Source organism: Streptomyces sp. NPDC058665 (assembly GCF_042714995.1).
In the GTDB taxonomy this organism is placed as follows: Bacteria; Actinomycetota; Actinomycetes; order Streptomycetales; family Streptomycetaceae; genus Streptomyces.
This window is the reverse complement of the sequence record NZ_JBHXRX010000018.1, coordinates 8,474-31,140: the sequence shown is the minus strand read 5'-3', so window position 1 is coordinate 31,140 and position 22,667 is coordinate 8,474. Positions and strand designations below refer to the sequence as shown.

The 22,667-nt window shown below is 69.5% G+C and carries 21 protein-coding genes; 16 read left to right on the top strand and 5 right to left on the bottom strand.

Annotated features, from left to right (window positions below; genetic code table 11):
• The first annotated feature begins 6 nt into the window (after positions 1-6).
• From ACFWV8_RS14045 to ACFWV8_RS14030, 4 genes are all read left to right on the top strand, one after another.
• On the top strand, positions 7-198 hold the full coding sequence (locus ACFWV8_RS14045; RefSeq protein WP_329391736.1) for a DUF1059 domain-containing protein: 192 nt from the start codon (positions 7-9) through the stop codon (positions 196-198).
• A gap of 17 nt (positions 199-215) precedes the next feature.
• Complete coding sequence (locus ACFWV8_RS14040) at positions 216-407, top strand: DUF1918 domain-containing protein (protein WP_384200799.1); 192 nt, start codon at positions 216-218, stop codon at positions 405-407.
• 107 nt (positions 408-514) lie between these two features.
• The gene (locus tag ACFWV8_RS14035; protein WP_384200797.1) at positions 515-1,351 is read left to right on the top strand and encodes an alpha/beta fold hydrolase; all 837 of its coding nucleotides are present in this window, start codon (positions 515-517) and stop codon (positions 1,349-1,351) included.
• A 22-nt stretch (positions 1,352-1,373) separates the two neighbouring features.
• The gene (locus ACFWV8_RS14030) at positions 1,374-1,916 is read left to right on the top strand and encodes a TetR/AcrR family transcriptional regulator (RefSeq protein WP_384200982.1); all 543 of its coding nucleotides are present in this window, start codon (positions 1,374-1,376) and stop codon (positions 1,914-1,916) included.
• Between the two features lie 43 nt (positions 1,917-1,959).
• Here ACFWV8_RS14030 and ACFWV8_RS14025 read toward each other — a convergent pair whose 3' ends face one another.
• On the bottom strand, positions 1,960-4,098 hold the full coding sequence (locus ACFWV8_RS14025) for an alpha-galactosidase (protein WP_384200795.1): 2,139 nt from the start codon (positions 4,096-4,098) through the stop codon (positions 1,960-1,962).
• 181 nt (positions 4,099-4,279) lie between these two features.
• Here ACFWV8_RS14025 and ACFWV8_RS14020 point away from each other — a divergent pair, with 181 nt between their 5' ends.
• The 7 genes from ACFWV8_RS14020 to ACFWV8_RS13990 all read left to right on the top strand — a co-directional run bounded on the left by ACFWV8_RS14020 (position 4,280) and on the right by ACFWV8_RS13990 (position 14,478).
• Positions 4,280-5,455 carry an ROK family protein gene (locus ACFWV8_RS14020; RefSeq protein ID WP_384200793.1) on the top strand — a complete coding sequence of 392 codons (1,176 nt, stop codon included), beginning with the start codon at positions 4,280-4,282 and terminating at the stop codon, positions 5,453-5,455.
• A gap of 8 nt (positions 5,456-5,463) precedes the next feature.
• Complete coding sequence (locus ACFWV8_RS14015) at positions 5,464-6,777, top strand: ABC transporter substrate-binding protein (protein WP_384200791.1); 1,314 nt, start codon at positions 5,464-5,466, stop codon at positions 6,775-6,777.
• A 57-nt stretch (positions 6,778-6,834) separates the two neighbouring features.
• A complete protein-coding gene (locus ACFWV8_RS14010) occupies positions 6,835-7,809 on the top strand; it encodes a carbohydrate ABC transporter permease (RefSeq protein ID WP_384200789.1) in 975 nt (324 codons plus the stop codon).
• Positions 7,806-8,726 (top strand): carbohydrate ABC transporter permease, encoded by a 921-nt coding sequence (locus tag ACFWV8_RS14005; protein ID WP_384200787.1) that lies wholly within the window; start codon positions 7,806-7,808, stop codon positions 8,724-8,726. Before ACFWV8_RS14010 ends, ACFWV8_RS14005 begins: the two co-directional genes overlap by 4 nt.
• Before the next feature lie 76 nt (positions 8,727-8,802).
• Positions 8,803-10,656 carry an alpha-galactosidase D gene (locus ACFWV8_RS14000; RefSeq protein ID WP_384200785.1) on the top strand — a complete coding sequence of 618 codons (1,854 nt, stop codon included), beginning with the start codon at positions 8,803-8,805 and terminating at the stop codon, positions 10,654-10,656.
• Positions 10,657-10,837: 181 nt separating this feature from the next.
• Positions 10,838-13,204 carry a glycoside hydrolase N-terminal domain-containing protein gene (locus tag ACFWV8_RS13995; protein WP_384200980.1) on the top strand — a complete coding sequence of 789 codons (2,367 nt, stop codon included), beginning with the start codon at positions 10,838-10,840 and terminating at the stop codon, positions 13,202-13,204.
• Positions 13,201-14,478, top strand: coding sequence for an SGNH/GDSL hydrolase family protein (locus tag ACFWV8_RS13990; protein WP_384200784.1), 1,278 nt, complete (start codon positions 13,201-13,203; stop codon positions 14,476-14,478). The genes ACFWV8_RS13995 and ACFWV8_RS13990 overlap by 4 nt, the downstream gene beginning before the upstream one ends.
• Here ACFWV8_RS13990 and ACFWV8_RS13985 read toward each other — a convergent pair.
• The 4 genes from ACFWV8_RS13985 to ACFWV8_RS13970 form a co-directional block, all read right to left on the bottom strand.
• The gene (locus ACFWV8_RS13985; protein WP_384200782.1) at positions 14,468-14,692 is read right to left on the bottom strand and encodes a hypothetical protein; all 225 of its coding nucleotides are present in this window, start codon (positions 14,690-14,692) and stop codon (positions 14,468-14,470) included. The genes ACFWV8_RS13990 and ACFWV8_RS13985 overlap by 11 nt on opposite strands.
• A 44-nt stretch (positions 14,693-14,736) precedes the next feature.
• On the bottom strand, positions 14,737-15,720 hold the full coding sequence (locus ACFWV8_RS13980; RefSeq protein WP_384200780.1) for an aldo/keto reductase: 984 nt from the start codon (positions 15,718-15,720) through the stop codon (positions 14,737-14,739).
• A 115-nt stretch (positions 15,721-15,835) separates the two neighbouring features.
• Positions 15,836-16,198 (bottom strand): VOC family protein, encoded by a 363-nt coding sequence (locus ACFWV8_RS13975; protein WP_384200778.1) that lies wholly within the window; start codon positions 16,196-16,198, stop codon positions 15,836-15,838.
• A gap of 129 nt (positions 16,199-16,327) precedes the next feature.
• A complete protein-coding gene (locus ACFWV8_RS13970; RefSeq protein ID WP_384200776.1) occupies positions 16,328-17,083 on the bottom strand; it encodes a VOC family protein in 756 nt (251 codons plus the stop codon).
• 125 nt (positions 17,084-17,208) lie between these two features.
• Here ACFWV8_RS13970 and ACFWV8_RS13965 point away from each other — a divergent pair, with 125 nt between their 5' ends.
• The 5 genes from ACFWV8_RS13965 to ACFWV8_RS13945 all read left to right on the top strand — a co-directional run bounded on the left by ACFWV8_RS13965 (position 17,209) and on the right by ACFWV8_RS13945 (position 22,541).
• A complete protein-coding gene (locus ACFWV8_RS13965; RefSeq protein WP_384200774.1) occupies positions 17,209-17,838 on the top strand; it encodes a hypothetical protein in 630 nt (209 codons plus the stop codon).
• 298 nt (positions 17,839-18,136) lie between these two features.
• The gene (locus ACFWV8_RS13960) at positions 18,137-18,625 is read left to right on the top strand and encodes a hypothetical protein (RefSeq protein ID WP_384200772.1); all 489 of its coding nucleotides are present in this window, start codon (positions 18,137-18,139) and stop codon (positions 18,623-18,625) included.
• A 270-nt stretch (positions 18,626-18,895) separates the two neighbouring features.
• A complete protein-coding gene (locus ACFWV8_RS13955; RefSeq protein ID WP_384200770.1) occupies positions 18,896-20,494 on the top strand; it encodes an aminotransferase class V-fold PLP-dependent enzyme in 1,599 nt (532 codons plus the stop codon).
• 129 nt (positions 20,495-20,623) lie between these two features.
• Entirely contained in the window at positions 20,624-21,094 is a 471-nt protein-coding gene (locus ACFWV8_RS13950) for a RidA family protein (RefSeq protein WP_329391702.1), read from the top strand.
• A gap of 103 nt (positions 21,095-21,197) precedes the next feature.
• Positions 21,198-22,541: an amidohydrolase/deacetylase family metallohydrolase gene (locus ACFWV8_RS13945; protein ID WP_384200768.1), complete on the top strand. Its 1,344-nt coding sequence runs from the start codon at positions 21,198-21,200 to the stop codon at positions 22,539-22,541.
• Positions 22,542-22,667: the final 126 nt, after the last annotated feature.

The window sequence follows — 22,667 nt, the reverse complement described above, 5'->3', positions numbered from 1 at the left end:
CGTGTCATGCGCAAAGTAGCCGACTGCAGGGATTTCCCGAGCGAGACCAACTGCACGCTCACGATCTCCGGCGAGGAAGAGGAAGTGGTCCGCGCCGCGGGCGATCACGCGGTGAGCGTGCACGGACATGAGGACAGGCCCGAACTGCGGGAGCAGATCCGGTCCACGCTGAAGGACGAGGTCCCTCAGCACGCCTGAAGCCGAAGGGCGGATTCATGGAAGCGGACAAGGGTGACCGGCTCGTGGTGCACGGGCGGGTCGTCGGCGAGCACGACCGCGTGATGGAGGTCGTCGAGGTACTGGGACCTCCTCATTCACCGCCGTTCCGGGTGCGTGACGAGCGCGGTCATGAACTGATCATGGTGCCGGGTCCTGATTCCCAGGTGGAGCATCCTGACGAACGGTAGCTACGCCGTCGCGACCTGGCGCCGTGGCCCGGGTTCCGGGCTCGTATTGACAGCTTCGGCTAATGCGATTAGCTTTTAGCTAACCGCATTAGCCATTTGGAGATGTCATGACCGAGTACCTCGCCGTCGACGGCGGCACCCTCGCTTACGAGGTGGCCGGCTCCGGCCCACTGATCGTTCTCGCGCACGGCATGGGTGACAGCCGTGCCGCCTACCGCACCGTGATCCCGCGCCTGGTGGCGGCCGGCCACCGGGTCGCCGCCGTCGATCTGCGCGGCTGCGGCGAGTCCAGCGCCGGCTGGCCGGCCTGGAGCCGCACCGCCATCGCCGGTGATCTGCTTGCCCTGGTCCGCCACCTGGGCGGCCCGGCCGTGCTCGTCGGCCACTCGATCTCCGGCGGCGCCGCCACCGTCGCGGCGGCACAGGGGCCCTCGCTGATCACCGCGGTCGTCGAGCTGGCGCCGTTCACCCGCAAGCAGTCGATCCGCGTCGGCGACCTGCGGGTGAGGCGTTTCCGGCAGGGCATGCTTCGGCTGCTCGGCACCGGGGCGTTCGGCAGCGTGCCGCTCTGGCGCTCGTACCTCGACGTGGCCTACCCCGGTACGAAGCCGGCCGACTGGCCCGAGCGGCTCGGCCGCATCGAGTCCCTGCTGCGCGAACCGGGCAGGATGAAGGCCCTCCAGGGCATGGGCCGCAGCGCCCCGACCGACGCGGGCGCACAGCTCGGCAATGTCCGCTGTCCCGTTCTGGTCGTGATGGGCACGCTCGATCCCGACTGGGCCGACCCGCACGCCGAGGGTTCGGCGATCGTCGACGCCCTGCCGTCCGGCCTCGGCCGCCTGGAGATGATCGAGGGCGCCGGGCACTACCCGCACGATCAGTTCCCCGACCAGGTCGTCTCGCTCACGCTCGACTTCCTCCGCTCGGACGCCGCGCGTGCCTAGGGCGGGTCTTGACCCGGCGGCCGTGGTCGCGGCCGGCGCCGCCCTCGCCGACGAGGTGGGCCTCGCCCACCTGACGATGGGGCTGCTGGCCGAGCGGCTGGGCGTACGTACCCCGTCCCTCTACAAGCACGTGGGCGGCCAGGAGGACCTCAACCGGCGCATCGCGGTACTGGCGTCGAGCGAGGCCGCCGACGCCGTGGGCATCGCGGTCCAGGGGTACGCCGGCCGCGACGCCCTCGCCGCCGCGGCGCGCGCCTTCCGCGCCTTCGTACTGGAACACCACGGCCGGTACGCGGCGACGGTCGGCGTGGAACCGACCGGCCCCGACGATCCGATGGCCGCCGCGAGTGAACGGCTGCTCGGCTCGTTCATGGCGGTCCTGCGCGGCTACGACATAGCGGAGTCGGACGTGAACCACGCGCTGCGTATGCTCCGCAGCCTCTGCCACGGCTTCGCCACCCTCCAGGCGGCCAACGGCTTCCAGTGGAGCACCGACATCGACGAGAGCTTCGACTGGCTGATCTCCTTCGCCGACCGGGGCCTGCGCGCCATGTCGAAGTCCTGATACGCGACGGCGAGGCGCGGTGCGTATCAGGACCCCGACGGCGTCAGGACGACACGCGCATCAGATGGATCGCGGTGCTGGCCCAGTCACCGGCCGGCAGCTCCAGCGGCAGTCCGTGCTCGATGAGCACCGTCGCGTGGTGGCGCACCCCCGTCGCCACGTCCCGGTAGACCGCGCCCGGTTCGAGCCCGGCGAGATGGACGGGCAGCTCGGGGCGCCCCCGGCGCGGCGCCCGCTGCCAGGCGAGCACCAGGGCCTCGGCCCGGTCGGGCGACGTGTACTGCACGACTGCCGGGCCGTCGTCGACCGGTCCCCGCAGCCGGTGCTGGACACCGTGCTGGACCAGATGGCGGACCTGTTTGTACGCGCCCACGAACCCGGCCGCCTCCGCGATCTCCTCGTCCGGCCAGCGGGTCAGATCCCCGCCGACGGCCAGCACCCCGGCCATCGCGACATGGAAGCGGAAGGCCAACGGCACGGTCCGCGCGGTGAGTTCGTTGGGTACGTCGGTGACCCAGGCGGCCATGGTCGACGCCGGGTAGAGCTGGCTGTAGCCGTGCTGGATGCCGACGCGGTCGGCCGCGTCGGTGTTGTCGGACGGCCATGCCTGGTCGGTACGGGACAGAATGCCGAGGTCCACGCGCCCGCCGCCGCCGCTGCACGCCTCGATGCGCAGCGCGGGATGGTCGGCGCGCAGCCGGTCGATGACGCGGTAGAGGTTGTGCACGTACGCGCTCCACAGACGGTCGTCGCCGTCCGGGCCGACGCCGCCGGGTCCCGCCTCGCTGAAGGGGCGGTTCATGTCCCATTTCAGGAAGTCGATGCCGTTGTCCGCGACGAGTGCGGTGAGCCACTCGTACGCCCAGTCGGCGACGTCGTCCCTGGCGAAGTTGAGCACGAGCTGGTTGCGTAGTTCGGTGCGCGTACGGTGCGGGAAGTGCAGGATCCAGTCGGGGTGCGCGCGGTAGAGGTCGCTGTCGGCGTTGACCATCTCCGGCTCCACCCAGAGACCGAAGAGCATGCCGAGGCGGTGCACCTCGTCGGCGAGTGGCCCAAGTCCCTTGGGGAACCGGTCGGGTGACGGCGTCCAGTCGCCGAGTCCGGCCCGGTCGCCGCGCCGCGCGCCGAACCAGCCGTCGTCCATCACGTAGAGCTCGGCGCCCAGTTGGGCGGCCCGCGCCGCCAGGGCCATCTGGCGCTTCTCGTCGATGTCGAAGCCGGTGGCCTCCCAGGAGTTGTAGAGCACGGGGCGCAGCTCGCCGGGGTGTGGCAGGACATGCGCGCGGGTGTACGCGTGCCAGGCCCGGCTCGCCGCGCCGAAGCCGCCCTCGGTGTGGAGCCCGGCGAAGCGCGGTGTGATGTGCGTCTGTCCGGCGCCCAGGCGCAGGGTGGTGGAGTCGTGTCCGGCGCCGCCGGTGAAGCCGGCCCGGCCGTCGGAGGTGCGTTGGGCGGTGATGCGCCAACTGCCGCTCCAGGCGAGGGCGGCGCTCCAGATCTGGCCGTGGTCCTCGGTCGCGCCGCCGTCGTCCAGCATGACCCACGGGTTGAGGTGGTGGCTGGTGATGCCGCGCCGGCTGGTCAGCACGGTCTCGCCGAACGGCAGTCTCTCGCGGCGCAGTTGGGTCTCGGCGGCCCACTGGCCCGTGACATGGCTGAGCCGGTAGTCCGTGCGCGGCGGCAGGGTCCAGGCCGCCGAGTCGGCGCGCAGCACGACGATGTCGTCGGTGCCGGTGTTGCGCAGGGTCGTCCAGCGCTCGATCACGTCGCTGTCGTGGTGCACGCGGTAGTGCAGGGTGATGTCGAGCGGATAGTGCCTGTCGCGGAAGAGCAGGTCCAACTCGGCAGCCCCGCCTGGGGTTTCGCGGATGTCGTGGCCGAGCGCCGCCCATTCGACGGCGCGGGTACCGTCGGCGAACCGGACCTGGAGCGAGGGCACGCCGTAGCGGGCGCCGCCGTCGACGGGCAGTTCCTCGCCGACCGGCGGGCGGCCCTCGAAGCTGTTGGCCTCGCGGTCCACCGGGTGGGGCCGCGCCGCGATCTCCCGTGCCTCGTCCAGGGTCAGCCTGCCGCCCCAGGCCACATGACGTGGCGCGCCGCTGCTGTCGGTCCGCACCGCGTAGGAGGTGCGCGGAGTGCTGAGCAACCACAGGGCGGCGTCCGGGGCGTAGGAGATCTGGGGCATGGAGATCCTTACGTTCGGGGGCAGCACTGTGACGGCTGGTAGCCAATCCCGCCCTTTGATCCGCTGTCAAGTGCCCTGCTCCGGCGAACTTTTCTCCGGAGAGAGGTTGATCAACTTCTACTTCACAGGGTTCCTGCTTTTTTTATTGACAGAGGAAATTAACTCACCTACGTTTCCGGCCATGTCAACGACCGACCAGGTGGAGGCCTTTCCGGCGGCCACACCCGCCGCCTCCTTGGTCTTCACCACCGTGCTCTCCCAGGGCCCGCTCTCGCGGGTGGAGCTCTCCCGGCGCACCGGGCTCTCGTCGGCCGCGGTCACCAAGGCCGTACGCCCGCTCATGGCGGCCGGATACTTCGTCGAGGCCGCGGACGAGAGCGCTCCGCCCGCTGTCGGCCGGCCGGCCAACCCGGTGCGGGTGGACGGCGGCAGGGCTCTGTTCATCGGCGTGAAAGTGACGGCCGACGAGGTGATCGCGGTCCTGGCGGACCTCTGCTGCCGGATCCGGCTGGCCCGGCACGTACCACTCACCAGCCGTGAGCCCGCCGCCGTGATCGCCGTGATCGCCGAGCTGACGGCCGAGTTGAGGACGGAGGCCGAGGGGTTCGGCGTCCCGGTGCAGGGTCTCGCGGTCGCCGTGTCCGGAGATGTGGACCGGGCGGCGGGAGTTGTCCGCTACTCCCCCTTCCTCGACTGGCGTGACATCGCCCTCGCCGAGCTCACGACCGCGCTGACCGGGCTGCCCGTCACGGTGGACAACGACGTACGGGCGCTGACTGTCGCCGAGCAGTGGTTCGGCGCCGGGGTGGGACTCTCCAACTTCGCGCTGGTCACCGTCGGCGCCGGGATCGGCTGCGGGCTCGTGGTCAACGGGCGAGTGGTCGCCGGGGCGCACGGCGTGGCCGGTGAGATCGGACATCTGTCGATCGACCCGCGAGGGCCGCTCTGCCACTGCGGCAACCACGGCTGCGTGGAGGCGATCGCATCGGACTCGGCCATCGTGCGCCGTATCCGGCGTGACACGGGCGAGCCGCTGGCCGGCCCCGCCCAAGCACTCGAACTGGCGCACGGCGGCAGCCCGGTGGCCCGCGAGGCGTACGCGGACGCGGGCGCCGCGATCGGCCGGGCGATCGGCAGCGTGGTGAATCTGCTCGGCCCCGAGCGCGTGATCATCTCGGGCGAAGGGCTCGCGGCGTACGACCTGTTCGCCGCCCAGATCAAGGAAGCGTTCTCCGCGACCGCTTTCAGTACCGCCGATCAGTGCGACGTGATCACACGTCCGCTGGCTTTCGAAGAGTGGGCGCGCGGGGCCGCGGCCACCGCGATACAGACCTTCATCGGGTCCGACACCTTCTAGGAGAAGCGATGACGCAGCAGAGCCGCATACCCGGAGCCGGTGGTCCCAGACGACGCAGCGTCGTCAACGGACTGATGGGGGTCGGAGCGGCCGCACTCGCCGGGCCCACCCTGGCGGCGTGCGGCGGCGGCCCGCCGGCCGCCGACCCGAAGACCGTGACGTTCGGCTCCAACGGCGCCGACGCCACGCCCAAGAAGGCGTACGCGGCGGTGATCGAGGCCTTCACCAAGGACAGTGACCTGAAGGTCAAGACCAACACGGTCGACCACGACACCTTCCAGAAGAGCATCTCCAGCTATCTCCAGGGCACTCCGGACGACACCTTCACCTGGTTCGCCGGCTACCGCATGCAGTACTTCGCGGAGAAGAAGCTCGCCAGTCCCGTCGACGACGTGTGGGAGACCATCGGCTCCGGGTTCAGCGAGGCCGCGAAGCAGCTCTCCAGGGGCAGCGACGGCAAGTACTACTTCGTACCCCTCTACAACTACCCGTGGGCCGTCTTCTACCGTAAGAGCGTCTTCAAGGAGCGCGGTTACACGCCGCCCGCCACGTGGGCGCAGTTCGTCGCGCTGGCCAAGAGGATGAAGAAGGACGGGCTCTCGCCGATCGCCTCCGGGTACGGCGGCGGCGACAGCTGGTCCATCCTCGGCGCCTTCGACTATCTGAACCTCCGTGCGAACGGCTACGACTTCCACATGGAGCTGATGCGCGGCGACGTCGCGTGGAGCGACCGGCGCATGAGCACCGTGCTCGACCTGTGGCGGGAACTCGCCCCGTACTACCAGCCGGGCGCCGGCGGGCGTTCATGGCAGGACGCGGCCCAGTCGCTGCTCGACAAGAAGTCCGGCATGGCCGTCATCGGGCTCTTCCTCGGCCAGCAGATCACCGATCAGACGCTGCGCGAGGACATCGACTTCTTCCCGTTCCCGGAGATCGACCCGGCGCACGGCATGGACACCGTCGAGGCGCCGACGGACGGGTTCATGCTCAGCCGCAAGCCCAAGAACGCCGAAGGCGCGCGCAAGTTCCTGGAGTTCCTGGGCAGCCCGGAGGCCGAGGGCATCTACATGGGCGTCGACCCGAGCAATGTCGCCGTCCACAGCAAGGCCGACACCAGCACATACAACGCGCTGCAGAAGAAGTCGGCCGAGCTGATCGGCGCGGCCGAGCACATCACACAGTTCGGCGACCGGGACAGCGACCCCGGGTTCATCTCGACCGTTGTCCTGCCCGGTCTGACGCAGTGGCTCGGCCACCCGGACGACGGTGCGGCCACGCTGAAGAAGATCGAGTCGCAGCGCGCGCGCTTCTTCTCCGGCTGATCCCGTCCCCACACCCGAGCCGCCACCCGCCGACCCGCCCGAGGGACGCCCACCCCTATGACTTCCACACTCAAAGCACCGGAGGAACCGGTCGCGCCGGCCGTGCCCGCCCAGCCGGCCCGCCGGCGCAGGCCGCGCCGGCTCGGCCTGCGCGACCGGCTGTTCCTCGGCGTCATCGTCGGCGTACCGCTGCTGGCCCTGCTGATCTTCGTCTGGCTGCCCGCGCTCGCCTCGCTCGCGCTCTCCTTCACCAGTTGGGACGGCCTGTCGCTGTCCGGCATCGACTGGATCGGCTGGGCCAACTACCGTGAGATCTTCACGAATTACCCGCCGTTCTGGCCGGCCGTCCAGCACAACGTCATCTGGCTGCTGTTCACCGCGCTGCTGCCGACGCCGTTCGGCATCTTCCTCGCGTACCAGCTGGACCGGAAGATCCGCTTCACCCGGATCTACCAGACCGCGATCTTCCTGCCCATGGTGCTGTCCCTCGCGGTCGTGGGACTGATCTGGGAGATCATCTACAACCCGGACAACGGTCTGCTCAACGGCATCATCGGCAGTGTCTCGCCCGGCACCCACATCGACTGGCTCGGCGATCCCGATCTCAATCTGTGGGCCGTGCTCGTGGCGTCCGCGTGGCGGCACACCGGCTACATCATGATCCTCTATCTGGCCGGGCTCAAAGGCTTCGACCCCGCCCTCAAGGAGGCCGCCGCGCTCGACGGCGCCAACGGGCGGCAGACCTTCCTGCGCGTGGTCTTCCCCGCGCTGAAGCCGGTCAACATCGTCATCCTCGTCGTCACGGCGATGGAGTCACTGCGCGCCTTCGACATCGTGTACGTCCTCGGCGGCGGCATCGGCAGCAAGCCCGGTATGGAGCTTCTCTCCCTGCTGATCACCGACAACATCGTCGGCGAGACCAGCCATATCGGCTACGGCTCGGCCATCGCGGTGATCATGCTGCTGGTCTCGCTGACCGCCATCTGCACCTTCCTCGTACAGAACTTCCGCAAGGACAAGGAGGAGGAGTGACCGCGACCGCCACACCTCCGGCCGCCCGGCCACGGGCACCGCACGGCACACCTCCCGGGAAGCGCTCACGCCCGCGCCGTCAGACCGGCCGTCATCTCTTCCTCGCCGGTATCTCCCTGCTGTGGCTGGTCCCGCTGCTGTGGGCGGTCTACACCTCGCTGCGGCCGTACGAGGACACCGCGAAGAACGGTTATCTCTCCTGGCCCAGCGGGCTGAGCCTGGAGAACTTCACCGACGCCTGGGCGCAGTCGGGTCTCGCGCACTTCTTCTGGAACTCGGTGCTCGTCACCGTGCCGGCCGTGCTCGGCACCCTGTTCTTCTCCGCGGCGGTCGCCTTCTACGTGTCGCGCTTCGACTTCCGCTGGAACATCGCGCTGCTGATGCTGTTCACCGCGGGCAATCTGCTCCCCGCCCAGGTGCTCATCACCCCGCTGTACCGGCTCTATCTCCAGTGGAACCTGCCCGGCTGGATGAGCGACTCGTATCTGCTCTACAACTCCTACTGGGGCGTCATCGTCATCCATATCGCCTACCAGTGCGGCTTCTGCACCTTCGTGCTGAGCAACTACATGAAGACGATCCCGAAGGAGATCACCGAAGCCGCGCTCGTGGACGGCGCGCCCGTGTGGCGGCAGTTCTTCCAGATCGTGCTGCCGCTGTGCCGCCCGGCGTTCGCCGCGCTCGCGACGCTGGAGTCGATCTGGATCTACAACGACTTCTTCTGGCCGCTCGTGCTCATCGAGACCGGTGACAAGCGTCCCGTCACCTCCGCGCTCGCAAGCCTGGAGGGGCAGTACTTCACGAATCCCAACCTCATCGCGGCCGGCGCGCTGATGACCGCGATTCCCACGCTGATCGTGTACTTCGCGCTCCAGCGCCAGTTCATCAGCGGTCTGACGATCGGCGCCGGCAAATAGCCGCGCCCCCTCTGCCATCCCCCACCCCGCCCACCCCCGCTCCTCCCCATCACGAGAAAGCAGGAGGCTCCCTCCCATGCGCCCACCCGCTCGCACCGTCGCGAGAACCATGCGCGCCGCGCTCGTCCTGGCCGTCACGGCCGGCCTGGCGGTCGCCGTGCCGGCCACGGCCCAGGCCCAACTCCCCGACCGGGCACCGGCGTCGGCCGGCCCGGCGAACGCCACGGCCACGGCCGCGACCACCACCGGCGAGAACGCCGTCGCCGAGAAGCCCTACATGGGCTGGAGCAGCTGGAGCCTCCAGACCACCTCGTATCCGGGGGTGAACCCCAACGGCAACTACAGCTATCTCACCGAAGCCAATGTGAACAAGCAGACGGACGCACTGGCCTCGAAGCTCAAGAAGTACGGATACGAGTACATCAACATCGACGCCGGCTGGTGGCGTGGCTGGGACTGGACACCGGAGTTCGACGAGTACGGGCGCCAGAAGACCAACACCGAGCGCTTCCCGAGCGGGATGAAGGCGGTCGCGGACCGTATCCACAGCAAGGGTCTCAAGGCCGGCATCTACCTTCCCGTGGGGCTGGAGAAGGAGGGGTACGGCGAGGGCAAGCTGAAGATCTGGAACACCGACGACTGCACCACCGGGGACATCGTCCACAGCGATCTGCGGACGACCAACGGCTGGGACAGCTCCTACAAGATCGACTTCAGCAAGCCGTGCGCGCAGAAGTACATCGACTCGCAGGCGCGGCTCATCGCCGACTGGGGTTACGACTTCCTGAAGCTCGACGGTGTGGGCCCGGGATCCTTCAAGAGCGGTGACAACTACGACAACCGCTCGGACGTCGCCGCCTGGCAGAAGGCCATCAAGTCCACCGGGCGGCCGATCCACCTGGAGATCTCCTGGTCGCTCGACATCAACTACGCCAAGGACTGGAAGGCCACGTCCAACGGCTGGCGCGTCGACACCGACGTCGAGTGCTACTGCAACACCCTTGTGTCGTGGGAGAACTCGGTCGAGGACCGCTGGCGTGACACGCCCGGCTGGACGCGGTACGCCGGGCCCGGCGGCTGGAACGACCTCGACGCGGTCAACGTCGGCAACGCCGACATGAGCGGTCTGACCAAGGCCGAGCGGCAGAGCTACATGACGCTGTGGGCCGTCGCCAAGTCGCCGCTCTACAGCGGCGACGACCTCACCAAGCTCGACGACTACGGTCTGTCGCTGCTGACCAACCGCGATGTGCTGAAGATCAACCAGCAGCCGGGGAAGCCCGCCAAGCCCATCACCTCGGTCGGTGACGAGCAGGTCTGGGCGTCCGAGAACCCCGACGGCAGCTACACCGTCGCCCTGTTCAACCAGGGTGACTCCCCCTCGCCGGTGACCGCCGACTGGCAGGCTCTGGGCTTCACCGGCCAGGCGTCCGTACGTGACGTGTGGAACCGCGAGAGCCTCGGCCGGCACAAGGACGGCATCACCCAGGCCGTACCGGCGCACGGCTCGCGGCTGTTCACCGTCACCCCGCAGGGTGCCGAGCTCAAGACCGACGCGTACGAGGCGGAGTCCCCGGACAACGTGCTCACCGGCCCGGCCTCCGTCGCGGACTGCGAGGAGTGCTCGGGCACGAAGAAGGTCGGCAACCTCTACGTCGGCGGCAAGGTCCAGTTCACGGACGTCGTGGTCAAGAAGGCCGGCCGCTATCTGGTCAAGGTCGCCTACACCTCGGGCGACCCGCGGTCGATCGGCGTCTCGGCCAACGGCAAGGCCCCGGTCACGACGGCCTTCCCGGCCACCGGCGGCTGGTCGCTCGCGGACTCGATCAGCGTGCCGGTCACGCTGAAGGCGGGCAGCAACACCCTCACCTTCGACAGCGGCGACGGCTACTCGCCGGACATCGACAAGATCGACGTGCCGCGCCTCTGATCCCGGCCCGGTACGAGCGACAGGGGGGCGCGTCCTCACGGGCGCGCCCCCGGCACGTGACCCGCGTACTTCCCTTCCGCAGGAATGGAGTTGTCCCGTGAACGATCGGCATCCGCACTCCTCCGCACGGTCCGGCGCCGACCCGAGCCCCGGCGACGGTCCGAGCCCCACCCGCCGTCGTGTGCTCTCCCTCGCCGCCGGCGCCGGAGCCCTCACCGCGCTCGGCGGTCTGCCCGCCTTCGCCGCCTCCGCGCCCCCGAAGCGCCCGGCGGCCAACCCGATGCTCGCCGATGGCGAGGGGTCGACGACCCGTATGTGGTACCGCGCGCCGGCCGGGAAGTCCACGATGCTCGAACGGGCCCTGCCGGTCGGCAACGGGCGCCTCGGCGCGCTCGTCGGCAACGACCCGGGGAATGAACTGCTCTTTGTCTCCGACGCCACGATGTGGACCGGCGGGATCAACGACGTACTGGACCAGGACGGCCAATTCCCCTACGGCCGGGCCGACTTCGGCAGCTTCACCCAACTGGCCCACGTGACCGTCGACATCCCGGACCACGATCTGGGCACGGTCAACGACTTCCGCCGTGAACTCGACATCGACCAGGGCCTGGTCACCTCCGGCTACGTCCGCTCGGGCGTCACGTACGAGCGCCGCGTCTTCGCCAGCCACCCGGACGACGCGATCGTCGTCCATTTCTCGCAGCGTGGCGGCGGCCACTACACCGGCACGATCTCGCTCGACGGCACCCACGGGGAGACGACGTCGGCGGACGGCCGGACGAGAAGTCTGTTCCTCGGGGCGGAGTTCGCCAACGGCCTGCGGTACGGCGCCGCCGTCACCGCGCGCAGCGGGAGCGGCTCGGTCACCACGAGCGGCTCGCGGATCGTCTTCACGCGGTGCGCCGATCTGACCGTGGTCATCAGCGGTGGATCGAACTACGCCCCCGACTCCACCACCGGCTTCCGCGACCCGGATCTCGATCCGGCCTCGCTCGCCAGGACCAAGGTGCGGGACGCCGTACAGCACTCGGCCACCACGCTGCTGCACACCCATGTCGCCGACTACCGCGACCAGTTCGAGGGGATGAGCATCTCGCTCGGACCCTCCACGGGTGAGCAGCGGGCGCTCGACACCTGGGAGCGGCTCAAGCACCGTACACAGCAGGATGTGCCCGATCCCGAACTTGAGGCGCTGTACCTCCAGTTCGGCCGCTATCTGATGATCAGCAGCTCGCGGGACGGTCTGCCCGTCGCGCTCCAGGGTCCCTGGCTGGACGGCAACGACCCGGACTGGATGGGCGACTACCACACCGACATCAACATCCAGATGAACTACTGGATGGCCGACCGCACCGCGCTCTCACGCAACTTCGACGCGTTCACCGACTACTGTCTCGCGCAGCTGCCGGTCTGGTCGGAGCTGACGCGGGCTCACTTCAACGACCCGCGCAACCGGTTCCGCAACTCCTCGGGGAAGGTCGCCGGGTGGACCGTGGCGTACTCGACGAACATCTACGGCGGACTCGGCTGGTGGTGGCACCCGCCGGGCAACGCCTGGCTGTGCAACACGCTGTGGGAGCACTACCAGTACACGCGGGACCTCGGGCATGTGAAGAAGATCTACGCGATGCTCAAGGGTGCCTGCGAGTTCTGGGAGACCCGGCTGGTGACCATGACGGTCAAGGACCCGGAGACGGGCGAGGACCGAGAGGTCCTCGTCGCCGACAACGACTGGTCCCCGGAGCACGGCCCGCAGGACGCGAAGGGCATCACCTACGCGCAGGAGGTGGTCCGCGACCTGTTCATCAACTACCGCGAGGCCAGTGAACTCCTCGGCAGGGACGCCGCGTTCGCAAAGACCGTGGCCGGGCTCCAGGAGCGCCTCTACCTCCCGGAGGTCAGCCCGAAGACCGGCTGGCTCCAGGAGTGGATGTCCCCCGACAACCTGGGCGAGACGACACACCGTCATCTCTCGCCGCTGATCAGCCTGTTCCCCGGTGACCGGATCCGTCCCGACGCCTCGCCGGCGGCGCTGGTGAAGGGCGCCACCGAACTCCTCACCGCCCGTGGGATGGAGAGCTTCGGCTGGGCGAACGCCTGGCGCGCCCTGTGCTGGGCGCGGCTGAAGGACGCCGACAAGGCGTACGAACTGGTCGTCAACAATCTGCGGCCGTCCGTCGACGGCACCAACGGCACCGCGATGAACCTCTTCGACATCTACGAGGTAGAGAAGGGCCGCGGGATCTTCCAGATCGAGTCCAACTTCGGCACCCCCGCCGCGATGATCGAGATGCTGCTCTACTCGCGGCCCGGCCATATCGAACTGCTTCCGGCGCTGCCGGGGGCCTGGGCGCGGTCCGGTTCGGTCACGGGCATCGGCGCGCGCGGCGGTTTCGTCGTCGATCTGACCTGGCGGGACGGGAAGGTCCGGGAAGCGAGGATCCGCAGTGTCGGCGGACGCAGGACGAAGGTCACGGCCGGCGGCGTCTCGCACGACGTGGACCTGCGTTCGGGCAGAAGCGTCACGTTGCGGCACTTCGGATGAGCGGGGCCGTACGCCGTGCCGTACGCCATGGTCTCGTCGGAGTCCTGACGCTCGCCGCGATCGTGCTCGTACCCGCGCAGGTCCCGTCCGCCACGGCGGCCACCGGCTCCACCGGCTCCATCGCCGCCGTCCCGCCCCCGCCCCCGCCCGCGAAGTCCACCGTCACCTGGGCGGCGAGCGCGGACCGGATGGGTGAGGCGGCCGGCGACCGGAGTTACCGGCTGATCGTGCGAACGAGCGTGGGCGGCAAGGGACTTCGTGTCCGGGTCTCCAACGCGTTCGGGGACCGGCCCCTGGTCGTCGGCAGCGCTTACGCCGGGCTCCGCGAGAGCGGCGCCCGGCTGCGTCCGGGCAGCAACAGGAAACTCCGCTTCGACGGGTCGGCGTCCGTGACGCTGGCGCCGGGCGAGATCCGCTACAGCGATCCGCTGCCCGGCAGGGTGGCGGCGATGAGCGATCTGGCCGTCAGTCTGTACGTGCGCGACGCGGGCGGGCCCGCCACCGGGCACGGGATGGCGCTCGCGACGTCGTACGCCACAAGTGGCGACCACGCGGCCCAGGAACAGGACGAGGCGTACACGGAGCGGCTGGGGTCGTGGTTCTACCTCGACGCGGTCACCGTGGACGCGGACCGCGGGGCGGGCGCCGTCGTGACGCTCGGGGACTCCATCACGGACGGCTGGCAGTCCACCACCGACAAGAACCTGCGCTGGCCCGACTTCCTGGCCCGGCGGCTGGCCGCCTCCGCCGGCAGCACCGTGAAGGGGGTGGCGAACGCGGGGATCTCGGGCAACCAGGTCCTGGCGGACGGGGCGGCGCAGAGCGCGCTCAAACGGCTCGACCGTGATGTGCTGTCGCTGCCCGGGGTACGGACGGTGTTCCTGTTCGAGGGCGTCAACGACATCAAGTCGCACAGCGGGGTCACCGCGGCTTCCCTGACGGCGGGTTACCGCGAGATCATCGACCGGTCGCACGCGGCGGGTCTGTGTGTCGTCGGCGCCACCGTCATGCCGTTCAAGGGCTGGTCGGAGTGGGACCCGGCAGAGGAAGCGGTACGTGCCGAGGTGAACGAGTGGATCCGCACCAGCGGGGAGGTCGACGCTGTCGTGGACTTCGACAAGGTGGTGCGCAGCCCGTACGACGCGGAGCGGATCCTGCCCACGTTCGACAACGGCGACCATCTGCATCCCAACGACAAGGGGATGCAGGCGATGGCCGACTCGGTCGCGCTGAAGTCCCTGGAGTGCGACCGCGACGCCGCGCTCAGCCGATGACGCCGGTGGGATCGGCTTCGAAGGGACCGGCTTCCGTGAGATCGGTGGCGAGGAGGTCCATCAGAAGTCCGTCGTGCCAGGTCCCGTCGGGACCGCGCTCGTAGTCCCGCATGATGACGAGCGGCGCCCGGCCCTGCTCGCCGGGGTCGACGGCGAGGGACGCGATGTGCGGTTCGACGAGGGACTGTTCGTGTTCTTCTCTCCTCAGGGCCACGGGATGTCTCCTTCGTACGAAGTACGGGGGCTGTCCCGTGGCACTTACCAGCGGTGGTGGATCTCCGCACGGATTCGGCGGTCGTACAGCTCACTCACCGCGTCGAGCGTCGTGTCCGACAGCGGCGCAAGAGAGGCCGCGGCGGCGTTGGCCCGCGCCTGCCCGACGGAGCGGGCACCGGGGATGACGCTGCTGACGCCGGGCTGCTGGACGATCCAGCGCAGCGCGGTCTGCGCCGGGGTGGCGCCCTCGGGGGCCAGGCCCGCGAACTCGGCGGCGGCGGCGAGGCCCGTGCCGTACTCGATGCCGGAGAAGGTCTCGCCCTGGTCGAACGCCTCGCCGTGCCGGTTGTAGCTGCGGTGGTCGTCGGCGGCGAAGACCGTGTCCTTCGTGTACTTGCCGGACAGCAGACCCGAGGCGAGCGGGACGCGCGCGATGATGCCGACGCCGGCCTCCCGGGCGGCGGGCAGCACCTCTTCGAGCGGCTTGAGCCGGAAGGGGTTGAGGATGATCTGTACGGAGGCGACGCCCGGCCTGGCTATCGCCGTCAGCGCCTCGGCGCAGGTCTCGACGCTCACGGCGTAGGCCGCTGTCCGCTTCTCGGCGACCAGGGTGTCGAGCGCGTCGAAGACGGCGTCGGTGGAGTAGACGGCCATGGGCGGGCAGTGCAGCTGGACCAGGTCCAGGGTGTCCACGCCGAGGTTGGCCCGTGAACGGTCGTTCCACGTACGGAAGTTGTCCAGGCTGTAGTTCTCGGGACGCTGCTCGGCCCGACGGCCCATCTTCGTCGCGACGAACACGTCGGCGTCGGGGCGGTCCTTCAGGAACCGGCCGATGAGCTGTTCGCTGCGGCCGTCGCCGTACACGTCGGCCGTGTCGAAGAAGGTCACGCCCGATTCGAGCGCCGCGTCCAGGACGGCGAAGGCGTCGGCCTCATCGACGTCACCCCAGTCGGCTCCCAGCTGCCATGTGCCCAGTCCGACGACGGAGACCTCACGGCCCGTCCTGCCCAGTACGCGCTTGTCCATATGGACGATGCTACGACGGTGTCCGCGCGGCTCGGCACGGCGGGGCAGGCGGGTGACGGGAGGCGGGCGGTGGGCGGTGGGTCGCGTAGAGGCGGCCGGTGGGCGGTGGGCGGTCTCAGATCTGCTGCGTGAGATTGACGGTGTTGCCGTCCGGGTCCTTGATGTGGGCGACCCGCTGGCCCCACGGCATGTCGTTGGCGGCCCCGAGCACCTGCCCGCCGAGTTCCTCGACGCGGGGCAGCAGCGCGTCCACGTCGGAGACGGCGACGCTCAGGAGCATCCGCTGCGCCGCGCCGAGGTCGACGTCCGCGTCCGAGACCAGCCCGAGGTCGGAGTCGCCGACCCGCAGATTGATGAAGAACGGCGCTCCTTCGTCAGGGGTGCGCGACGTCTCCACGGCGCCGAGCAGTCCTTGGTAGAAGGCCAGCAGCCGGCCGATCGCGGGCGAGATGACCATCGGCTGAATCGTGCCGGACATAGATGTTTCCTCCTGCTGACGGCCGCTCGGCTCCCTCGGGGGCCTCCGGCACACGAATGATTTCCCGTTGCTGACCGGCGGCGGGCCCGCGACTCATCGGTCGTCCGCGGACCGTGGCCACCGTGATCCCTACGGTGCCTTGCCCACCGAGAACACCGCGCCCGCCGGATCGGTGACGGTCGCCATGCGGGCGTACGGGGTGTCCTCGGGTTCGGTGGACGATCCGCCGGACGCGGTGGCGCGCTCCGCCACGGCGTCGGCGTCGGACACGGCGAACAGCGTCCCCCAGGCGGACGTGGGGACGTTGGGGCTGCCGATGATCCCGCCGATCTCGTGTCCGTCGGGGCGGCGCAGGAAGGTGAAGTCCAGCTCCGGCACCTCGTCGTTGCCGTCGAGCATGAAGCCGAACAGCGCGGTGTAGAAGGCACGGGCTGGCCCCGGGTCGGGGGTGATCAGGTCGTTGCGGACCAGGGAGTCGGGCTCGTTCACGATCTCGCTGCCGAGCCGGGAGCGGCCCTGCCACAGCCCGAACCGGGCGCCGACCGCGTCCACCGCGACCGCCGTACGGGCGTGGTCGGCCAGATCGGCCGGTGCCTCGATCAGCCGGCCGCCCGTCTCGGTGACCCGGCGTGCGGTGTCGTCGCAGTCGTCGGTGGCGAAGTACATGGTCCACACGGCGGTGGTCCGGTCCGTGTCCGGGACGATCCCGGCGACCGGCCGGCCGTGCAGCAGACAGACGGTGCCTCCGGCGTCGCCGGTCGGGTACGGCTCGTACTCCCAGCCGAAGAGTGCCTGGTAGAAGGCGAGCGCGCCCTTGCGGTCGGGGGTCCTGAGCTCCATCCAGGTGGGGGTGCCCTCAGGTTGGTTGGTGCTGAGAACGCTCATGCTGTACTCCTTCGTGAGACGCCGGGGCGATGGCTCCAACGTAGGCACCAATCAGGACAGTAAATGTCCTGGAAACACCTGCGGATGAGCGCCGTGCACACAAGCGGGCGCTCCATCATTCGGTCATGACAGGCTCATCGAGGCGGGGCCCCCTCGGTCGCACGGTTCTCGCCGTCGCCGTCGGTGCCGCGTGCACCCTCGTCCTCACCGGTTGCGTAGCCGCGCCGAACGACAAGAAGTCCGACGACGGGCGGACCACCGCCCGGACCGTACGGCCCGCCAGGACCGCCGTACTGCTGGGCGACACCGTGCTCGTGAACCATCCCGACGGTCGCGACGAGCCGATACTGGCGCTGGCGGTGACGGCCGTCGTGGACGAGGCGTCCCGGGGCGCGGGCGCCACGGACGCCGGGGGCTCGGAGAACGGGGCGGGCATGGCGAGGAAAGCGGGCGCCCCTGACGGCAGGAAGTGGGTCGCCGTCCTCGCCGAGGTGAGCAACGCGGGGGCGCGGCCGTACGGGTACGACGTCGGGCACAGCTTCACGGCCGTGGACACCGGCGGCCACCGTCATGTGCCGCTGCCCGCGTCGGCCGATCTGACGGTGGGCCCGATGATGACCTGGTCCGTGCCGCTCGCCGCCGGCCGGGCGGCGCGTGGGTGGCTCGTCTTCGACCTGCCGTCGGACGCGGTCCTGACCACGCTGGAGTTCGGCCGTACGCGGACGTCGGCGGCCCTGGCGGACTGGGCCCTGTGACCGGGCCGGGCAGAGCCGGGTCCGGCTGCTCGGCGGCCGGCTCCCGCGGGCCCGACGGGACGACCGGAACATTGCGGGAACATTCGCCGACCGGTCGCCGTTGAGAGCAGTGTGGGTGTGGACGGAACAGTGTCCCCGGGCCCCATCAAGAAATGCCCACAGGGAAGATCGTTCGGCTGAAGCCCTGTGGAGCCTATCGCCGCGAGGCGACCGCCGTCCGCACCCCGCCTGAACGGCCCCGACCGGTCTCCCCCGTCCGGTCGGGGCCTCTTTCCGTGTTCGGGTCTACTGTTCAGGCATGACGGCTGGGGCGGACGGGGCGGACGCGGAACGGCCGGGCGGTTTCGCAGCCGCGACCGGCGACGGCCCGCCGCCCTCCGTACCGCCCGAGGTCCGCGCGGCCCAGATCCGGGTCGCCTTCGGCGGCCTGTCGCAGATCCGCCGGCTGACCAACACCACGGCTTCCGATCCCGGCGCCGTTCCGGCCGCGTGGGAGCGTAATCAGCCGGTCCGCGCCATCGCCCTGGCCCTGGAAGCGGCCGGGATCGCGCCCTCCGCGGTCGACGGCGAAGGACGGCGAACGGCCACGGGATTCCGGGTGGCCCCGGGAGAGCGGCCGGGGACGGTACGGGTGGAGTGGCTCGGCCCCCACGGGAGCGGCGCGGCCCAGGACGAGGAGAGCCGACTGACCGCGTGCGCCGCCGTGCTGGGCCCGCTGGGCTGGGAGGCGCTGCTCTACCGCGGCCCGCGCCGCCGGCGCTTCCTGGAAGTGGAACCGGCGCCCTGAGCCGGGCCCGCGGGACGGAGTTCTTCGCCTCGCGCATAGCGGGTTCACACGGTTACAGGCAGTTCCCGGAAGCAGAATCCGGGATACTCCCCATTCCCTACGTAACCCGCCGGTAAATTGTTCAACGCACGGCCCTGATTTATTCTGAACCGCAGGTCAGACACCGATCCGGAAATCGAATACTGTCATCTGGAAGACGCTCTTAACAGTTGCCTCCCGGCTCCTTACCGTGGTCCGCACATTGACTCACAAGGCGACACGGGAGCCGGAATGTCAAAGAATGCTCTTTCCCGTCGTGCAATTCTGCAACGCAGTGCGGTGGCGGGCGGTGTCCTCTCCCTGGGGCCATTGCTCGGCGGCGCGACCGAGGCTCTGGCGCAGTCCACCGGGGGGACGGCGACAGCGGCCGGCCAGACCACGAAGGACGTCTACGGGCGGATCGGCGTACGGCCGCTGATCAACGCACGCGGCACGTACACGATCATCAGCGGTTCGCTGATGCTGCCCGAGGTGCGGGACGCGATAGACGCGGCGGCAAGACAGTACGTGCATCTGGACGAACTGGCCGACGCGGTGGGCAAGCGGCTGGCGGAGATCACCCGGGCCGAGCACGGCCTGGTGGCGTCCGGTTGTCATGCTGCGCTCACGCACGCCACCACGGCGTGTGTCGCGGGCGGAAACCCTGATCTGCATGTGCGGCTGCCCGACCTGACGGGCTTCCAGAAGACCGAAGTGATCATCCCCGCGCACTCGCGCAACGTCTACGAGAACGCGGTCAGCGCGGTCGGCGTGAAGGTCGTCGAGGTGTCGACGCCCGACGAGCTGGAGCAGGCCATCGGCCCGCGGACCGCGCTGGTCTACATCATGGCGGGGCCGAGGGTCGACGAGAGCGAACTCCCCACGGACGTCGTCGTCGGCATCGCCGCGCCCAGGGGCGTGCCGGTGCTGGTCGACGCCGCCGCCGAGATCCTGACCATCCCCAACGTGCATCTGGAGCGCGGCGCCGATCTGGTCGCCTACAGCGGTGGCAAGGCCATCCGCGGCCCGCAGTCCGCCGGTCTGCTGCTCGGCCGGGAGGATCTCGTACGCGCCGCGTGGGTCAGCAGCGCGCCCCACCACGGCATCGGCCGCGGCTACAAGGTCGGCAAGGAAGAGGCCATGGGGATGCTGGCCGCCGTCGAGATGTGGGTGCGGCGCGACCATGACGCCGAGTACGAGCGGTGGGAGTCCTGGCTGAAGTCCATCGCGCGCCGGGTCTCCGCGATCGGCAGTGTGAAGACGGAGGTCAGCCAGCCGGACGGCCTGTCGAACCGCACGCCGTCGCTCAAGATCACCTGGAACGAGAAGAAGCTCGGCGTGTCGGGCCAGACCGTGACGGACACGCTGTACGAGGCCGAGCCCCGTATCGCGCTCAACGCGTCCGGCGGCGAGGACCCCTCGCGGACGGGTGTGTCGATCACGCCGTACATGCTCCAGCCCGGCGAGGAGAAGATCATCGCGGGCGCGCTGGTCCGGATTCTCACCGACCCGCCCGAGCCGCCCCCCGCGCCGCGTCCGCCGTCGGTCGACGCGAGCGGCACCTGGACGCTCGACATCGAGTACCTGGCGGGCAGTTCGAGCGCGCACCGGCTGGAACTCACGCAGGACGGCGCCGGGATCACCGGCACCCACACCGGTGAGTACGTGTCCAGGAAGGCGACCGGATCGGTCAGCGGCAAGACGGTGACCGTGCGCAGCACGCTCAGCGAATCGTCGGGTGACGCGCTCGACTTCACGTTCACGGGGACGCTCAAGGGCGACTCGATGAGCGGTGATCTCAACATGGGCGAGTACCTGAAGGCCACATGGAAGGCCGAGCGCGGCGGCTGAGCCCCGCGTTCTCGTCTCGGCCCGGCCGGGATCTCTCCCCCGCTCTCCCAGCTCAACTCTCCCCAGCAGCAGGTCCATTGACGTTCCGTGCCCACGCCTGCGCGCGCGGACCCGGACGAAGGAGGAAGCGTGACGAACCGCAGGGACTTCATCCGCAAGGCTCCGGTGGTGGCCGCCGTGGCCGCGACCCCGGCACTGGCCGTCAAGGCCACCGAGGACCGCAAGCGCCACAAGCCCGAGAAGGAGATCCACTACCCGGGTGGCGGCGAGCCGCCGGAGAACCCGCTGTTCAGCCCGGTCGTCAGCTACGGCGACCTGGTCTTCATCTCGGGCATCGGCGCGCACTTCGAGGGCGACATCACCGCCCACACCGAGCATGTGCTCAACGAGGTGGAGAAGTACCTCGAAGCCGCCGGGTCGTCCATGGACCGGGTGCTCAAGGTCAACGTCTACCTCAACTCCCTCGACGACTACGACGGGATGAACGCGGTCTTCCTCGGCCGCTTCGGTCCCGAGCCCGGCGTCCGCACGACGATCGCCGCGCAGGCCGGTATCCCCGGGGACTCCCTCGTCGAGATCGACTGCATCGCCGTGCGATGAGCCCCACCACCGCACGTACCACCGCCGCACACCTCACCACCGCTCGCACCGCTCGAACCACCACCGCTCGTACTTCGCGTCACCGGACGAAATTGGGGTTGGCATGACACTGAGATCACGGGCCCCCTGGGCCGTACTCCCCGCGGTTCTCACCCTCGTGGCGGGCGCGTCGGCCGCCAGCAGCGCCACCGGCCGGTCATCGGACGACCCGGCACCGGGCCCGGACTCCTCGGCGTCCGCGGTCACCTACGACCTCCTGCTGCGGAGGGGTCATGTCATCGACCCCAAGAACGACCGCGACAGGGTCATGGACATCGCCGTCAAGGACGGCAAGATCGCCGCCGTCGGATCGAAGATCGACCCGTCCCGCGCCAAGAAGACGGTCGACATCAAGGGCAAGTACCTGGCCCCCGGCTTCATCGACATGCACACCCACCTGTTCCGGGGTGACCAGGAGGCCTACGCGAACGGTGTGCTCGGTCTGCCGCCGGACGGATTCACCTTCCGGGCCGGGGTGACCACGGCACTCGACACCGGTTCGTCCGGCGCCGAGAACTTCGAACTGTTCAAGAAGAACATCATCGACACCTCCAAGACCCGGGTGCTGGCGATGCTGAACATCGTCGGCAAGGGCATGGCCGGCGGTGACAAGGAGCAGGACCTCAGCGACATGAGCGCGGAGAAGGCCGCCGAGGTCGCCAAGAAGTACCCCGAGATCATCAGGGGTATCAAGACGGCCCACTACAACGGTCCTTCCTGGGAGCCCGTCGAGCGCTCGATGAAGGCCGGCGAGATGGCCGGTGTGCCCGCGATGATCGACTTCGGGTCGGACAGCCCGGAGCGGAGCATCGAGGAACTGCTCACCAAGAGGCTCCGCCCGGGTGACATCTACTCCCACGTCTACTCCGGGCTGCGCCACGAACTCGGTGACGACGGCAAGCTCAACCCGGCGCTCCAGGCGGGCCGCGACCGCGGCGTCCTCTTCGACGTCGGCCACGGCGGCGGAAGCTTCGACTGGAACGTCGCCATGGAGGGCAAGAAGGAAGGTTTCTGGCCCGACAGCATCTCCACGGACCTGCACACGGACAGCATGAACGCGGGCATGAAGGACATGTCGAACGTCATGTCCAAGTTCCTCACGATGGGCCAGCCGCTCAAGGACGTCATCGAGGAGTCCACCTGGAAGCCCGCGCAGGCGCTGGGCCGCAAGGACCTCGGCAATCTGTCCGTCGGCTCACCGGCCGACATCGCGGTCTTCGGCCTGGAGAAGGGCAGGTTCGGGTACGCGGACAGCTTCGGCCTGCGGGTCGACGGCAAGGAGAAGCTGGTCACCGAGCTGACGGTACGCGCGGGTGAGGTCGTGTGGGACCTCAACGGCCGGACGGCGAAGCCGTGGACGCCGGGCGCCGTGGGTGACAAGAGCAACGAGGAGCACGCGGCCCCGTAACCGGACCGCCTGACGGAACGACGGAGCCGCGGCCGGCCCCGATGGGCGGGGGGGGCGGTTTTAGGTCCCCGGCTTCCCGGGTGTGGGGCCTCGTCAGGGTCGGTGGTGTACCGCGTGGGGGTGGAA

Bases quoted from the DNA above. Each gene is read 5' to 3' on its own strand.
- ACFWV8_RS13990 (WP_384200784.1), top strand. From the start codon at position 13,201: ATGAGCGGGGCCGTACGCCGTGCCGTACGCCATGGTCTCGTCGGAGTC.
- ACFWV8_RS13970 (WP_384200776.1), bottom strand. From the start codon at position 17,083: ATGAGCGTTCTCAGCACCAACCAACCTGAGGGCACCCCCACCTGGATG.
- ACFWV8_RS13955 (WP_384200770.1), top strand. From the start codon at position 18,896: ATGTCAAAGAATGCTCTTTCCCGTCGTGCAATTCTGCAACGCAGTGCG.
- ACFWV8_RS14025 (WP_384200795.1), bottom strand. From the start codon at position 4,098: ATGCCCCAGATCTCCTACGCCCCGGACGCCGCCCTGTGGTTGCTCAGC.
- ACFWV8_RS14000 (WP_384200785.1), top strand. From the start codon at position 8,803: ATGCGCCCACCCGCTCGCACCGTCGCGAGAACCATGCGCGCCGCGCTC.
- ACFWV8_RS14020 (WP_384200793.1), top strand. From the start codon at position 4,280: ATGTCAACGACCGACCAGGTGGAGGCCTTTCCGGCGGCCACACCCGCC.
- ACFWV8_RS13980 (WP_384200780.1), bottom strand. From the start codon at position 15,720: ATGGACAAGCGCGTACTGGGCAGGACGGGCCGTGAGGTCTCCGTCGTC.
- ACFWV8_RS14040 (WP_384200799.1), top strand. From the start codon at position 216: ATGGAAGCGGACAAGGGTGACCGGCTCGTGGTGCACGGGCGGGTCGTC.
- ACFWV8_RS14015 (WP_384200791.1), top strand. From the start codon at position 5,464: ATGACGCAGCAGAGCCGCATACCCGGAGCCGGTGGTCCCAGACGACGC.
- ACFWV8_RS14045 (WP_329391736.1), top strand. From the start codon at position 7: ATGCGCAAAGTAGCCGACTGCAGGGATTTCCCGAGCGAGACCAACTGC.
- ACFWV8_RS13945 (WP_384200768.1), top strand. From the start codon at position 21,198: ATGACACTGAGATCACGGGCCCCCTGGGCCGTACTCCCCGCGGTTCTC.
- ACFWV8_RS14035 (WP_384200797.1), top strand. From the start codon at position 515: ATGACCGAGTACCTCGCCGTCGACGGCGGCACCCTCGCTTACGAGGTG.
- ACFWV8_RS13960 (WP_384200772.1), top strand. From the start codon at position 18,137: ATGACGGCTGGGGCGGACGGGGCGGACGCGGAACGGCCGGGCGGTTTC.
- ACFWV8_RS13975 (WP_384200778.1), bottom strand. From the start codon at position 16,198: ATGTCCGGCACGATTCAGCCGATGGTCATCTCGCCCGCGATCGGCCGG.
- ACFWV8_RS14010 (WP_384200789.1), top strand. From the start codon at position 6,835: ATGACTTCCACACTCAAAGCACCGGAGGAACCGGTCGCGCCGGCCGTG.
- ACFWV8_RS13965 (WP_384200774.1), top strand. From the start codon at position 17,209: ATGACAGGCTCATCGAGGCGGGGCCCCCTCGGTCGCACGGTTCTCGCC.